Source organism: Bordetella tumbae (assembly GCF_965139195.1).
Lineage (GTDB): Bacteria > Pseudomonadota > Gammaproteobacteria > Burkholderiales > Burkholderiaceae_B > Bordetella_A > Bordetella_A tumbae.
On sequence record NZ_CBCSJH010000015.1, the window covers coordinates 1 to 14,671 of the forward strand.

The 14,671-nt window shown below is 61.1% G+C and carries 16 protein-coding genes; 12 read left to right on the plus strand and 4 right to left on the minus strand.

Annotated elements, in window-relative coordinates; all coding sequences use genetic code 11:
* The first annotated feature begins 81 nt into the window (after window positions 1-81).
* From ACNA0J_RS16355 to rpsT, 10 genes are all read left to right on the plus strand, one after another.
* Window positions 82-702: a MotA/TolQ/ExbB proton channel family protein gene (locus ACNA0J_RS16355; protein ID WP_415819930.1), complete on the plus strand. Its 621-nt coding sequence runs from the start codon at window positions 82-84 to the stop codon at window positions 700-702.
* Window positions 699-1,112, plus strand: coding sequence for an ExbD/TolR family protein (locus ACNA0J_RS16360; RefSeq protein ID WP_415819931.1), 414 nt, complete (start codon window positions 699-701; stop codon window positions 1,110-1,112). Before ACNA0J_RS16355 ends, ACNA0J_RS16360 begins: the two co-directional genes overlap by 4 nt.
* A 53-nt stretch (window positions 1,113-1,165) precedes the next feature.
* Entirely contained in the window at window positions 1,166-2,221 is a 1,056-nt protein-coding gene (gene lpxK / locus ACNA0J_RS16365) for a tetraacyldisaccharide 4'-kinase (RefSeq protein ID WP_415819932.1), read from the plus strand.
* Between the two features lie 75 nt (window positions 2,222-2,296).
* Window positions 2,297-2,488, plus strand: a complete 192-nt coding sequence (locus tag ACNA0J_RS16370; protein ID WP_415819933.1) for a Trm112 family protein — start codon at window positions 2,297-2,299, stop codon at window positions 2,486-2,488.
* On the plus strand, window positions 2,485-3,252 hold the full coding sequence (gene kdsB / locus ACNA0J_RS16375; RefSeq protein ID WP_415819934.1) for a 3-deoxy-manno-octulosonate cytidylyltransferase: 768 nt from the start codon (window positions 2,485-2,487) through the stop codon (window positions 3,250-3,252). The genes ACNA0J_RS16370 and kdsB overlap by 4 nt, the downstream gene beginning before the upstream one ends.
* 96 nt (window positions 3,253-3,348) lie before the next feature.
* On the plus strand, window positions 3,349-4,005 hold the full coding sequence (adk, locus tag ACNA0J_RS16380; protein WP_415819935.1) for an adenylate kinase: 657 nt from the start codon (window positions 3,349-3,351) through the stop codon (window positions 4,003-4,005).
* Between the two features lie 73 nt (window positions 4,006-4,078).
* Window positions 4,079-4,837, plus strand: coding sequence for a 3-hydroxyacyl-CoA dehydrogenase (locus tag ACNA0J_RS16385; protein WP_415819936.1), 759 nt, complete (start codon window positions 4,079-4,081; stop codon window positions 4,835-4,837).
* Window positions 4,838-4,957: 120 nt separating this feature from the next.
* Entirely contained in the window at window positions 4,958-6,517 is a 1,560-nt protein-coding gene (gene murJ, locus ACNA0J_RS16390; protein WP_415819937.1) for a murein biosynthesis integral membrane protein MurJ, read from the plus strand.
* Window positions 6,518-6,650: 133 nt separating this feature from the next.
* Window positions 6,651-7,601, plus strand: coding sequence for a DUF4880 domain-containing protein (locus ACNA0J_RS16395; RefSeq protein WP_415820019.1), 951 nt, complete (start codon window positions 6,651-6,653; stop codon window positions 7,599-7,601).
* 142 nt (window positions 7,602-7,743) lie between these two features.
* Window positions 7,744-8,007: a 30S ribosomal protein S20 gene (gene rpsT, locus ACNA0J_RS16400; RefSeq protein WP_415819938.1), complete on the plus strand. Its 264-nt coding sequence runs from the start codon at window positions 7,744-7,746 to the stop codon at window positions 8,005-8,007.
* 189 nt (window positions 8,008-8,196) lie between these two features.
* Here the strand turns inward: rpsT and garL are convergent, their stop codons facing one another.
* The 4 genes from garL to ACNA0J_RS16420 form a co-directional block, all read right to left on the minus strand.
* Window positions 8,197-8,964, minus strand: a complete 768-nt coding sequence (gene garL, locus ACNA0J_RS16405) for a 2-dehydro-3-deoxyglucarate aldolase (protein ID WP_415819939.1) — start codon at window positions 8,962-8,964, stop codon at window positions 8,197-8,199.
* A gap of 120 nt (window positions 8,965-9,084) precedes the next feature.
* A complete protein-coding gene (locus ACNA0J_RS16410) occupies window positions 9,085-10,176 on the minus strand; it encodes an Ldh family oxidoreductase (protein WP_415820020.1) in 1,092 nt (363 codons plus the stop codon).
* Window positions 10,177-10,313: 137 nt separating this feature from the next.
* A complete protein-coding gene (locus ACNA0J_RS16415) occupies window positions 10,314-11,159 on the minus strand; it encodes a FadR/GntR family transcriptional regulator (protein WP_415819940.1) in 846 nt (281 codons plus the stop codon).
* 6 nt (window positions 11,160-11,165) lie between these two features.
* Entirely contained in the window at window positions 11,166-12,251 is a 1,086-nt protein-coding gene (locus ACNA0J_RS16420) for an SMP-30/gluconolactonase/LRE family protein (protein WP_415819941.1), read from the minus strand.
* A gap of 201 nt (window positions 12,252-12,452) precedes the next feature.
* On the opposite strand from ACNA0J_RS16420, the gene ACNA0J_RS16425 reads away from it, so the two are divergent.
* The gene (locus ACNA0J_RS16425) at window positions 12,453-13,424 is read left to right on the plus strand and encodes a Bug family tripartite tricarboxylate transporter substrate binding protein (RefSeq protein WP_415819942.1); all 972 of its coding nucleotides are present in this window, start codon (window positions 12,453-12,455) and stop codon (window positions 13,422-13,424) included.
* 42 nt (window positions 13,425-13,466) lie between these two features.
* Entirely contained in the window at window positions 13,467-14,423 is a 957-nt protein-coding gene (locus tag ACNA0J_RS16430; RefSeq protein WP_415819943.1) for a 2-hydroxyacid dehydrogenase, read from the plus strand.
* Window positions 14,424-14,671 lie beyond the last annotated feature (248 nt).

A 14,671-nucleotide genomic window follows, 5' to 3' on the forward strand; every position in this document is an offset into this window, starting at 1 on the left:
CCATAGCCCCCTTCTGACCGGTACAGTGCGCGCTTAAATCGGCTGCGACCTTCACCGCAGCCCTCTCCCGGAGCCCTTCTTTTGCTGTCCATTATCCGCGAAGCCGGCTGGCCAATCTGGCCGCTGCTGATTACCTCTATCCTGGGCCTGGCGTTGATCGTCGAACGGCTGCTGTCCCTGCGCCGCAATTTGATTTTGCCGAAAGGCTTGGCCGAGCAAGTGCTGGAAATGCAGCGCAACAGCCAGGACAGCCCTGAAGCACTGACCCGGCTGGAACAGCATTCGCCTATGGGCCGCATTCTGGCCGAAGTCCTGCGTCACCGGAATCAACCGCGCGAGGTCCAGCGCTCTGCCGTCGAAGACGTCGGCCGAGCTGTCGCGCACGATCTGAACCGATATATTGCCGCGCTCGGCACGGTTGCCGTCATCGCCCCCTTGCTCGGTCTGTTCGGCACCGTCGTGGGCATGATCGAGATTTTTGCGTCGTACACCCCCGCTGGCGGTGACCCCGCCCAATTGGCGCGTGGCATTTCCATTGCGCTGTACAACACCGCCTTCGGCATCTTGATCGCCATTCCCGCCATGATCGCCCACCGTTATCTGCGCAGCCGCGCCGATAACCTGCTCAATGACATGGAACAGGCCGCGGCACGCCTCGCACGGCTGAGCCGCCCGACTGTTCCGCCCAGGGCCCAGCCATGAATTTTCGCAGCCGGCGCGGTGACCGCGATGAACTCGACATCAATCTGATCCCCTTGATCGATGTCTTGCTGGTGATCCTGATCTTTCTGGCCGCCACCACGTCTTTTGCCCGTTATACGCAATTGCAGATCACCCTGCCCGAGGCCGCCATCGAGCAAGACACCGCTCCCGAGATCACGCTCGACGTCAGTCGCGATGGCCGCTATGCCTTGAACGGAACAGTGATCGACGCCGCCAACGCCAGCGACATCGCCAACATGCTCGCCCTGGCGGCGGCGGGGAAAGAATCCCCCATGTTGCTGATCAACGCCGATGCGCAAGCCACGCACCAATCCGTCGTCAACGTCATGGAGGCCGCTCGCCTGGCGGGTATCAGCCGCGTCAATTTTGCCGCTCAGAACGCCCGGTGATCCCCGCCGTGCCACGCAACCCCTCGTCCCCCTCGCCGTCCGCATCAGGCGTTATGCAACGTCATTGGCAGCGTGACGGCTGGCTGGCCACCCTGCTGCGCCCGCTTGCCGCCCTGACGGGGTGGCATGTGAAACGACGTCGCGCGCAGTATGTGAATGGCCAGCGTCCGGTTTATCGCGCCCCCGTGCCAGTGGTCGTGATCGGCAACATTTATGTCGGCGGTACGGGTAAAACCCCCGTGGTAATCGCAACCGTACAGGCGTTGCGCGAACGCGGTTGGACACCCGGCGTCGTCAGCCGGGGCTACGGCGTCAAAATCGGCCCCCAGGCCCGGGTAGGTCGCGGTGAACTAAATCCTGCGGACTTTGGCGACGAACCCGCCTTGATCGCCCATACGAGCGGCGCCCCTGTAGCGGTGCATCCGCGCCGCGCACTGGCCACCCAAGCCCTGCTGGAACAGTACCCGCAAACGGATGTCATTGTGTCCGATGACGGCCTGCAACACTTGGCGTTAGCGCGTGACGCGGAAATCGTGGTGCAGGACGAACGCGGCGTCGGTAACGGGCACCTGTTGCCTGCCGGACCATTACGCGAGCCCGTATCCCGATTGAATACCGTGGATGTCATCGTCACGAATCGGTCTGCCGGTGGTACGCAATCGATATCATCGGCCAGCGACAGCCGGACTGGCCCCAGGCACACCGACATGCAGTTGCATCCCGATGCCGCCCGCCAGATCGCAACGGGCGTGCAACGTGCGCTAGCCGACTTTGCCGATCCATCGGCCTTTCGCCGTGTTGCCGCAGTGGCCGGCATCGGTAATCCCAACCGATTTTTCGCAACCTTGCAGGCGGCCGGCATACAGCCGGATCCTTGCGTAGCGCTGCCCGATCATTACGACTATCGTCAGTCCCCCTTTGAATCCGTGCAGGCCGAAGCGATTTTGATCACCTCGAAAGACGCGATCAAATGCCAGACTCAGCGTGATGCGCGCCTCTGGGAAATCCCGGTCCGGGCGCAGTTTTCCGATCCGTCGTTGTTCGATTGGCTCGACCAACATCTGCGCAAAATCGCCGATCGGCGCAAACACCACCGCGCCCCTGGCTAAAAACGTCACATCGAACCTCGCATCTCGGGTAGCGCTGCGTCCGTTCCGGCCCCAAACTGCTTTAGAATTACGCCTATGGAATCCCGCCTACTTGATACGCTCGTCTGCCCGCTTTGCAAGGGCCGTCTCGACTACGACCGCGCCCAGGCCGAACTGACCTGCCGCGCCGACCGCCTGGCCTACCCCGTGCGTGACGGTATTCCCGTCATGCTCGAGTCCGAGGCCCGGTCGCTGGACACCCCTCGCCCCGACGCAGCGGCATCGTGAGCTTCATCGCCCTGATCCCCGCGCGCATGGCGTCCACACGCCTGCCCGACAAGCCGTTGGCCGATATAGCCGGCAAACCCATGGTCGTGCGCGTGGCGGAGCGCGCCGCGGGTTCGCAGGCCGCACAAGTCACCATCGCCACCGACGATACCCGCGTGCAGCAGGCGGCAGCCGAACACGGCTATCAAGCCGTATTGACCCGTGCGGACCATCCCACCGGTACCGATCGCCTGGCCGAGGCCGTCGAACAACTGGGTCTGGCCGATGATGCCATCGTCGTCAACGTCCAGGGCGACGAACCGCTGATCGATCCCGCGCTCGTCGACGCCGTCGCAGCACTGTTGCTCGATCATCCCGATGCCGACATCGCGACGTGCGCCTGTCCCCTGGCCGACGCTGAGTCCCTCTTCAATCCCAACGTCGTCAAGGTCGTCTGCGGCGCTGACGGACGCGCCTTGTATTTTTCGCGCGCGCCGATTCCGTGGGCTCGCGATGCCCTGGCCAGTGGCGAACGCGTATTGACCCCTGGGTTACCGGCACTGCATCACATTGGCTTGTATGCCTACCGCGTGGCATTTTTGCGGCGTTTTCCGCGTCTGCCTCAAGGCGCACTGGAACGTTTCGAGGCCCTCGAACAACTGCGCGCGCTCGAACATGGCCACACCATCGTCGTACATCGCACTCCGCAACCTCCCATGGCTGGCGTAGACACCCCTGCAGACCTCGATCGGGTCCGTGCGTGGTATGCCAATCACTCCCAATGACGGGTTTTCCCTGATTCTGGTAATCACACCAGCCCCCGCGTTGCGGCATAATCGTCCTCATTCTTAAAATTCATCCACTATTCAGGAGCTCCTCCCATGCGTCTCATTCTGCTCGGTCCGCCCGGCGCCGGCAAAGGCACCCAGGCCGCCTTCGTCACCCAGCAGTTCGCCATCCCGCAGATTTCCACCGGCGATATGCTGCGTGCGGCCGTCAAGGCCGGCACCCCGCTCGGTCTGGAAGCCAAAAAGGTCATGGACGCAGGGGGTTTGGTTTCTGACGACATCATCATCGGCCTGGTGCGAGACCGTCTGAAACAGCCCGATTGCGCCAACGGTTATTTGTTTGATGGCTTCCCGCGTACGATTCCTCAGGCTGATGCACTCAAAAGCGCGGGCGTCGCACTCGACTACGTCGTCGAAATCGCCGTCCCCGAAGAAGACATCATCGAGCGCATCAGTGGCCGTCGCGTCCACCCGACCAGCGGCCGCAGCTATCACGTGCGCTTTAATCCGCCCAAGGTCGCGGGCGTGGACGATGTCACCGGCGAGCCGCTGATCCAGCGCGACGACGACAGCGAAGCCACCGTACGCAACCGTCTGGCCGTCTACCAAAGCCAAACGCGCCCGCTCGTGGACTACTACTCGTCCTGGGCCGACGCAGGCGATGCCAAGGCGCCCAAATACCGCAAGATCTCGGGCGTAGGCGCAGTTGATGAAATCAAGACTCGCCTATTCGAGGCGCTGGCCAGCTAAGGCCTTCGCGCTGCTCTCTGACGCCGTGGCACGCCACGGCGTTTCTTTGAACCTCTCCCTCTGAAGAACCCGTATGGAAATCGCGAACAAGGTATTCATTGTGACTGGCGGGGCCTCCGGCCTGGGTGCCGGCACCGTACGCATGCTGGTCGAAAACGGCGCAAAAGTCGTCATCGCCGATGTTCAAGACGAGCCCGGCGAAACCCTGGCCAAAGAGCTGGGCCAACGCTATGTACATTGCGATGTCACCCAAGAAGCTGACGGCCAGCGAGCCGTCGCTGCCGCCCTCGAGCTGGGTGCACTGTTCGGCCTGGTCAACTGCGCAGGCGTCGCCCCTGCCGCCAAGATCGTCGGCAAAAATGGCGCCCATCCGTTGGATCTGTTCCAGAAAGTCGTCTCGATCAACCTGATCGGCAGCTTCAACATGATGCGCCTGGCCGCTGAAGCCATGAGCAGCAACACCCCCGAGCCAACCGGCGAACGTGGCGTATTGATCAACACCGCCTCCGTTGCGGCATTCGATGGCCAGATCGGCCAGGCGGCTTACGCCGCCTCAAAAGCCGGCGTCGCGGGCATGACCCTGCCGATCGCGCGCGATCTGTCCAAAGCCGGTATCCGTTGCATGACCATCGCACCGGGGATCTTCGGCACGCCGATGATCTTCGGCATGCCCCAGGACGTTCAGGACTCTCTGGCCGCCAGCATCCCGTTCCCCGCGCGCCTGGGTCGTCCAGAGGACTACGCCAAACTGGTGCACAGCATCGTCACCAACGACATGCTCAATGGTGAGACCATCCGTCTGGATGGTGCCATCCGCATGCCGCCAAAATGATGCAAGCCCTGCGCACCGACGCTGCAGGTGCGCACCATGCCGTCCCGGGCATGCCCGGGACGGCACTCCCCCCGACGGCATGCGCGTTTTTCTTGCCGTTTTTTTGCTCCCTGTCACCCCATGAGTCTGTTTCGCTCGGCTGCTACGGTCAGTAGCTTCACGCTGTTGTCACGTATCACCGGTTTGGTTCGCGACATTCTGGTCGCGCGCGCCTTTGGCGCCGGGCCGTTGACAGATGCATTCTGGGTCGCGTTCCGGATTCCGAATCTGCTGCGGCGCTTGTTCGCCGAGGGAGCATTCGCCCAGGCCTTCGTGCCCATCCTGGGCGCTGCCCGCAACGAACGCACAGACGACGAAGTACGCACCTTGTTGGACCGGGTGGCGCTGTTGCTGACTTTGGCCCTGATGGCCGTCACCCTTATCGGCATTCTGGCCGCCCCCTGGGTCGTCACCGCCATGGCCAGCGGCTTGCGCGGCGAAGCTCGCGGGACTGAGTTTGGTGCAGCAGTGTGGATGACACGGATGATGTTCCCGTACATCCTCTGCATGTCGCTGGTGGCCTTTGCCTCGGGGGTCCTGAACACCTGGCGGCGCTTTGCCGTACCGGCTTTCACTCCCGTTCTGCTGAACGTCGCCATGATCGGGGCATGCCTATGGCTGGCTCCGCGCATGGACATTCCCATTTACGCCCTGGCAATTGGCGTCATGGCGGGCGGTATCGCCCAGCTGGCCGTTCAATGGGTTGCCCTGGCGCGCCTGGGCCTGACGCCCCGCTTTGCGACCAATCTGCGTCAAGCCTGGGGTGACGCTACGGTCAAACGCATCCTGAAGCAAATGGCGCCAGCCACCTTAGGCGTATCCGTGGCGCAAATATCGCTGCTGATCAATACCAATATTGCCACCTGGCTCACGCCAGGTAGTGTTACATGGCTATCGTTCGCCGATCGCTTGATGGAGTTTCCCACCGCATTGCTGGGGGTCGCACTGGGCACCGTATTGTTACCCAGCCTGTCGGCGGCACACGCGAAACAAGACCTGGCCGGCTATTCCGCTCTGCTGGACTGGGGGCTGCGGCTGGTGATGTTGCTGGGCTTGCCGGCGGCGTTAGGCCTGGCCCTGCTGTCGGACGGACTGGTGGCCACACTCTTTCATTACGGCGCTTTTCAGGCGCAAGACGTCACCCAGACCCGACTGGCCGTGATGGCCTATTCCGTCGGCCTGATCGGGATTCTCAGCGTGAAAATCCTGGCGCCCGGCTTTTATGCCCAACAAGATATCCGCACACCGGTCAAAATCGCCATCATGGTGCTGATTGTGACCCAGCTCATGAATCTGGCCCTGGTCCCCACACTGGCTCACGCGGGCCTGGCGCTGGCTATCGGCCTGGGCGCCACGCTCAACGCGCTGGCCTTATTGTTCGGTCTATTGCGCCGCGGGACTTACCACCCCAGCGCAGGCTGGCTCGCATTCACATTGCGGCTGCTGCCTGCCCTGGCAGCCTTGGCCGCCGTGCTTTACTACGCCGACGGCCATCTGGATTGGATAGCGTTACAAAGCCACCCGGCGCAACGCGCGCTTTGGCTGGCCGCCGTACTAGCCGCCAGCGGACTGGCCTACTTTGCTGTGCTGTTTATTTTTGGTTTCCGCCTACGCGATTTCGGCCGCCGGCGCAGCAAATAATCTCCCGTGGATTGTTAAGAATAAAAAAGTTTTTAACTTTATTTAAAAGAATATTCACAGTTAATGTAAATTAAAGTAAAAATAGCATTATTATTTAACCTTCAATAGCCGTTCGGATTCGCTTATGGGAATGATGCCTCCCTTCAGCCACGCGTCCCCTCTGGCAAACCAAGCCATTGATTGGCTGTTATTGCTGCGCTCAGGCCGTGCTACGCAGCACGACTACGCAGAGTTCCGCGCGTGGCGCGATGCTCACCCTCAGCACCATCAAGCCTGGCAGACTTTGACCACCAGCATCGATGGCGCAGCCTTTGATCAGTCCAACGATTCGCCTCTCTCATCGGCGACCGCCTCCTATAGCCGGCGCCGCTTCCTGGCTCGCACGGGGCTCGCGGTACTCGCTGGCGGGGCTGCAGCGTATGCATGCAACGCGCTTTACCCGCTGCAAAACTTGACGTCGGATGCAGCGACCGGGACTTCCGAGCGGCGTCGTTACACCCTCACCGATGGCAGCAGCTTGCTCCTCGATGCCCGCAGCGCCTTGGACCTGAGCTATACCCCGTACTTACGCCAGCTTAATTTGCAAAGCGGTGCGGTCACTATCGCGGCTACCGCGAACGAAAACCGGCCATTCCTGACAAAGACTGCCGAGGGGCTGATTCGATCTCACGGTGCCCGCTATATGGTGCGCCAACAATCGCATCGCACGCTGGTTGTGGCGCACGACGAGCCGATCGAAATCCAGACCCGTGCTGGTGCACATACCATTTTGCAACCCGGCATGGGTATGCGATTTGATGCGCTTCGCCTGGGTGAGCCCAGCCGCGAAATGGCCGCCCGAGCCGCCTGGGAACAGGGACGCATCGTGGCGCGCGACGTGACACTGAATGAAATTGTCGAGACACTACGCCCCTACTATTCGGGGACACTACGTGTTACCGTAGCAGCTGGCGGTTTACCCGTCTCCGGCGAATATTCGCTCGATGACATTAACGGAACATTGCGCAGCCTCGAACAGGACCTGCCCATTACGGTGCAACGTTTCACGCCCTGGGTTACCTCCATTGCCGTTGCCTCGACCTGACGTAGCGCTACTTCAGCTGCCCTCGCGACACGCCCATGGCGCTCTGGCACAATCTTGAGATACAACGCTAGAAATTCCTTGCAATCCCCGGCAAACTTGCTACAATGTTGGACTTTGCCGAATTCACTTAATTAATCAACACATGGCCAATACCGCCCAAGCCCGCAAACGCGCTCGCCAATCCGTCGAGCGTAACAAGCACAACTCCAGCCTGCGCTCGATGCTGCGCACCGCCATCAAGCGCGTACGCCAATCGATCGAAGCCGGCGACAAGGCGGCGGCTAGCGACGTGTTCCAAAAAGCCACCAGCGTGATCGATCGCGTGGCTGACAAGAACATCATCCACAAAAACAAGGCCGCTCGCCACAAGAGCCGCTTGGCTGCCGCCATCAAGGCGCTGGCCTAAGCCATTCTGCTGCCCCTGCTCTGCAGGGCTGCATGAATACGGCAAAACAAAAGGATGCCCGTGGGCATCCTTTTGTTATTGCAGCAACGGTTTTCGCATGCCGCCGCTGATCCCAGGCTCCGCCGAGGCATGTATGCCTGCGCGACATGCGCCAGCAAACAAATCGGCCGGACCGCCGGCCGATTTCGCTTACTTTGCAAACGCCTCGCGCAACGCAAAGGTCGCTTGTTTGAACACGCCCAGGTCTGTGCCCACCGCGACAAAATGCATGCCCATGTCCAGATAGCGGCGCGCATCTGCCTGCACAGGCGCCAACGTGCCGACGGCCTTGCCCTGGGCGGTGACGCGGTCATATAGATGGCGAATGACCTCTTGCACCTCTGGATGCCCCGGATTGCCCAGATGCCCCAGGCCCGCCGCCAGATCCGACGGACCAATAAAGATCCCGTCCACGCCCTCGACCGCCGCGATGTCGTCGACGGCATCGACGCCGGCTCGGCTCTCGATCTGCAACAACACGCAAACGTTGTCGTTGATCGTCGTCAGATAATCCGGCACCGTGCCGTAGCGGTTGCTGCGCTGCGCGCCCGCCACACCGCGGATCCCCTGCGGCGGATATCGCGTCGCGGCGACGGCACGGCGCGCCTCGTCTGCCGTCTCGATAAACGGGATCAACAGGTTATAGAACCCGATATCCAGCAAACGCTTGATCTCGACTGGATCGTTCCACGACGGCCGGCCGATCGCCGCGCTGGTGCTGCCCTGCAGGGCCTGCAACTGCTGCAACATCAATGGGACTTCGTTAGGCGAGTGCTCGCCGTCGATCAGCAACCAATCATAGTTGGCCAGGCCTGCCAGCTCGGCGGTAATGTGGTTGGACATGCACATCCAAAAGCCGATCAGCCGTTCGCGGGCCAGAATCTGCTGGCGGAAACGGTTAGGCAACGGTGAACTCATGATCACTTCCTTGGATAAGTAGAACGCTCCCGTTGCGGCACAAAATCCAGCAACGAGAGCCAAAAACGTGGCGCGACACGCGGCCCCTGGAAAATATCAATCAAACGCAGCGTCAGAGGCTCAGGCTGCGCCAACAGGGGTCAGGACGTAGTCCACCCCGCTACGCTCACAAATGGCGCGCAGGCGCTCTTCCAACGCCAATGGGATGGGAATGCCCTCACGCAAGCGACGCTCCCGCTCGACGGCCTCGGGCTCTCCGGCCACCTGCACGGGCTTGGCCGGGTCGGCCGGCGGCGTCTCATGCAAGGTATCGATCGCCTCGTCCAGCTCGTCCTCAAATGACCCCGACTCCCGGAATGCATCCGGATTCAGCGCCAAAAAGAAATGCCCGATATCGTCGGGATCGCCCGGACGACGCACCGCGGCCTGCCGTGCCGCCAAGGCACTGCCGCTCAACGTGCCGCCCAGGATTTGCGCCATCATTGCCAGACCATAGCCTTTGTGACTGCTCATGGCGGCGGTACCGCCCAGCGGCGTCAATCCGCCCTCGCGGCGATCAAAGATATAGCGCATCGCTTCAGCCGAATCAGTCACATTGCCGCCCTGGCCATCGACCGCCCACCCTTCCGGCAGGGGCTTGCCATGAAAGTCGTACACCTTGACCTTGTTCGCTGCCACCGTAGTCGTGGCCATGTCCAGCACAAATGGTTCGTTCTGTGCCGCGGGCGCCGCGAACGCAATCGGATTGGTCCCCAGCATCGGAAATGCGCCATGCGTGGGCACCATGATCAGCGTCGTCGCACTACTGGTGACCAGACCCACCGTGCCGCGCCGCACCGCCATGCGCGCGTAAACACCTGCCGCGCCGAAGTGATGCGAATTTCTTACCGACACGGCGCCTACGCCGTGTTCCAGGGCCTTGTCTACCGCCAGACTCATCGCTTGCGCTGCAACGGGATACCCCAGGCCTGCCATACCGTCGAGCAACGCGGTAGACGCAGCCTCGCGCACCACACGAGGCCGCGCACCGATCTGCAAAGTACCCGCGCGCAACTTGGCCTCGTACGCAGGCAACATCGAAATGCCGTGCGAATCGACCCCCAGCAAATCCGTTTCTGCCATCAGATCCGATGTGGTGACCGCCAGATCCTCCGGCATCCCCCACGCCATCAATACAAGCCGTATTTGCTGACGCACCTGCTGCGCCGGCACATTGGTCACTTGGCTACTCCCACCCTTCACTACCGTTCTCCTTCGGGCTTCACACCCTTGTTCTCAACGGGCATTCACCCGTATTGCCACCCATACCTGCGTTCAACAACACCGCATCGCGCCCAGCCGTTGGATTCTCATTGATCGCGTTCACGATCCACCAAGCGATGACGTGCCTGACCCAGATGGAATTGCATTGCCACCCGCGCCCGCTCGCCATCCTGCTCGCGTATCGCAGCCAAAATGGCAGCATGCTCATCCACCACACGCTGCGCACGCTGACGTGACCCGGTCCGCGTCAGGCTCAATGTCAGACGCATAAAACCACTGATCGACTCATGGATCGATTCCAGCACGCCCAGGTAATAATCGTTGCCCGTCGCTTGCGCAATACAGGCATGAAAGGCCAGGTCTGCTTCGGCCGAAATATGGCCGCGCTCCAGCTCGTCCACGAACGCAGCATGCGCCTGCTCGATCTGATGCAACTCCTCGTCCGTGCGCCGCATCGCTGCCAGACGAGCAGCATCGCCCTCCAGCGCCATGCGGATCTCTTGGGCACGTAAATACGCCCCTACATTCTGCACATCGTTAAACGTTTTTAAACGCGGGGCGGGCTGATGACTGACAAACGTCCCCAAGCCCTGGTGCGCCGTTACCAACCCATCAGCACGCAAGCGCAATAGCGCCTCGCGCACCACCGGCCGCGAGACACCAAAACGCTCGCAGATCTCGTGCTCGGACGGGAGTTTGTCGCCGACATTCAGCCCGCCCTCGACGATCTGCTCAAAGATCTGGCCATACAACTGATCCGCCAAACGCACGCGCTGGCCTCGCTCCAGGACCAGGGCGCCGCTGCTCGGCTTCTCGATCAATGCCGTGCCCACCTCGTTCGTACCTGCCCCCGCGTTCGCTGCCGGGGCCAAGGGTTTCGCATTCGCCCTGCGCGCCCCTGGGCTCGCTGCTCGTTTACGTGTAGTCGCCATGACCCGTTAACCGCCAACCGCCCCTTGCGTGTTCACATACAAGGCATAAATGGAATGCGACGACGCCATGAACAGGCGATTGCGCTGCGCACCGCCAAAGCACAGATTGGCACAGCGCTCAGGCAAATGAATGTGACCCAGGCGTTTGCCTTCAGCCGAGACGACCATCACGCCGTCCTTGCCCTCACCCATGCCCCAGCCCAGCCACAGATTGCCGTCCACATCGCAGCGCATCCCGTCGATGGTGCCGCCTTGCGCATCCAGGAACACACGGCCGTTGGACAGCTTTTTGCCCCCATCTGTCACGTCATACACATGGATCAAGCGGTTCGGCGTAGCGCGCCCTTCGACCACATACAAGAGCGCCTCATCAGGCGAAAAGCACAAACCATTGGTCCCCTTCAGATTGGTGATCATGGCCTCGCCTTTGCCCGTCTGCGCATCGATGCGATAGACCGTATGCGGCATTTCGGCCTTGGCCTTGCGGCCCTCGTAATTTCCGCCGATCCCGAACGGAGGATCCGAGAACCAGATAGAACCATCCGAATGGCAAATCACATCATTGGGCGAATTCAGCGGCTTGCCTTCATAGCTATCCATCAGCACCGTGATTGAACCATCGTATTCCGTACGGGTGACGCGGCGCGTCAGATGCTCGCACGTCACCAGGCGGCCCTGCCGATCGCGCGTATTGCCATTGGAGTAATTCGAGGGCTTGCGAAACTCGCTGACTGCCCCCGTGGATTCGTCCCATTTCATGATGCGGTCGTTGGGAATATCGCTCCACAGCAAAAACCGCCCATCGCCAAACCACACCGGACCCTCATTCCAACGCATGCCCGTCGCAATGCGCTCCACGCCCGCATTGAACAACCGATAGGGTTCAAACGCCGCGTCCAGCACTTGTACCGAAGGATCGGGGTACGCAGCGGCAGGCTCCCAGGCACGCGCCCATGTGGGCAGCGTCACCGCCGCTGCGCCGACGCCCGCCAACCAACGTCGACGTCCGCTATTGACCGATGCTTCATCTCCAGGATTCGTCTGCTTTGATTCGAATACGGCAGCGGACTGTAGAGCAGGAATATCACGCATAAAGTTGTCTCCGGCTTATCGTTATCTTCGCTGTGCGAGCGTGCTCGCACTAGGGTATTTACTGCTAAAAATGCCGTGCTTATCACCGTACGATACGGCCTCGGAAAAGTATACTTGGTTGACAAGCATACTCTCAACGCTTGGTCTTGTTTTACAAGACTCCCTCTCACAAGATGCGCCAAAACGCGCACAGGAGACATCGTGAAGAAACTGATTAGCGCCATCGCAACCGCCAGCGTCACCTTGCTCGGCGGAACCGCTGCCCAGGCGGCCTCATACCCCGACAAACCCGTCACCGTCATCGTGCCCTTTGTGCCCGGCGGCTCGTCTGACATCACCGCCCGTTCAGTCTTGCCGGGCATGCAAAAGCTCCTGGGCCAGACCTTCGTGGCCGAAAACAAACCTGGTGCAAACAGCGCGATCGGCGCGCAGGCTCTGGCACGCTCCACGCCAGACGGCTACACCATGATGGTCGGTTCTATCGGCACCTTTGCCATTAACGAGGCCTTGTACAAAGAGCTCTCGTACAACCCCAGCAAAGACTTCACCTATCTGACTCAGGCCGTGCGTAACCCCAACATCCTGGTTGCACCGCCCTCGTTCCCTCCCAACACTGTCGCCGAGCTGGTGGAATACGCCAAGAAAAATCCCGGCAAAGTCTCGTACGCCTCATCCGGCACGGGATCGTCCGACCATCTGTCTGCCATCCTGTTTCGCCAACGCACCGGCACGACGGGCGTAGACGTCCCCTATCGCGGCGGCGGCGCGGCCATTGCCGACCTGATGGGCGCCCAGGTCAACGTCTCGTTCCAAAACCTGGGCGCGGTACAGAAACACGTGCAGGCCGGCAAACTGAAGGCCCTGGCCATCACCGGCGATACGCGCTCACCAGAACTGCCCAATGTACCCACGCTGGCCGAAGCCGGCATCAAAGACATGGTGGTGTACTCATGGCAAGGCTTTGCCGTACCTAAAGACACCCCGGCACCTGTCGTGAAAACCCTGTCCGATGCGCTGCGTACGACCCTGCGCGAACCCGGCGTGACGAAAACCCTGCAAGGCCTGGGCTTCGAGGTCGTCGCCAACACGCCCGAAGAGTTCGCCGCCTTCCAAAAAGCCGAGGTCGCCCGGTGGAAACAGGTCATCAAAGAAGGCGGCATTGAGTTGCAGTAAATCAAGTAGCATGTACTTTTTCCCACCCCAACCAACAACGACATGACCACAAAGCCACGCATTCTTCAGGTCGGCTCTCTGTCCGGCTCCCCTTCTGCCAACCAGCGGCTCGCGAACGACTACGACGTTTTCGAGCTCTGGAAACATGGTGATCGCAAAGCTGCCCTCACCGACTACGGCAAAGGCATCACCGCCGTGGTCACCTCGGCAACCATGGGCGCCGACGCCGACCTGATCAATGCGTTGCCTGATCTGAAAGCCATCTGCAGTTGGGGGGTGGGCTATGAAACCATCGACGTACAGGCCGCCCGTGCCCGCGGCGTGCTCGTCAGCAATACGCCCGACGTTCTGACCGACTGCGTGGCCGATCTGGCCTGGGGGCTGATGATCGCCGGGGCGCGCCGCATGAGCCTGGGCGACCGCTTTGTACGCGCCGGCCGCTGGGGCCAGGTCCATGGCAACATTCCGCTGGGCACCCGCGTCAGCGGCAAAAAACTAGGCGTGATCGGCCTGGGCCGTATCGGTCAGGCCATCGCCCGCCGTGGCGACGGTTTCGACATGGAGGTCCGCTATCACAACCGCCGTGCACGTACTGATGTGCCATACGGCTACGAAGCCTCGCTGGTCGATCTCGCTGCCTGGGCCGATTTCTTGATCGTTGCCACCGTCGGCGGCCCGGAAACCCGCCACCTGGTCAATCAGCAGGTCATCGAGGCATTGGGCCCCAAAGGCATCATTGTCAACATCGCGCGCGGCCCCGTCATTGACGAACAGGCCCTGACAACCGCACTCGAGAACGGCAAACTCGGTTGCGCCGCCCTGGACGTCTTCGAATACGAGCCCAAGGTACCCGAGGCCCTCGTCGATAGCGACAACACCGTCTTGCTGCCTCACATCGGCAGCGCCACCTACGAAACCCGCCTAGCCATGGAAGACCTGATGCTGGAAAACCTGGCATCGTATTTCCAGAACGGCAAGCTCGTCACGCCGGTCGAATAAATCCGCGGCATGATAGTGAGCCGTGCGACGGCTCACTATCATGCCGGCACTGGCCTGCCGAGCGGGTGCAACGCCCGCTATCGCACCTGAATCTGATCCCTTGGCTTACAGAGTCAGGCGCTTCCCTCGGGGCCATCCAACACCATTGCGCATCATCGGCAACGCGCCGAATTTTAGTAATAAAAACAATTATCATTATTAGTGCAATAATTATTACTTACGCGTGAGTATCAACCGATGCTCTCCGC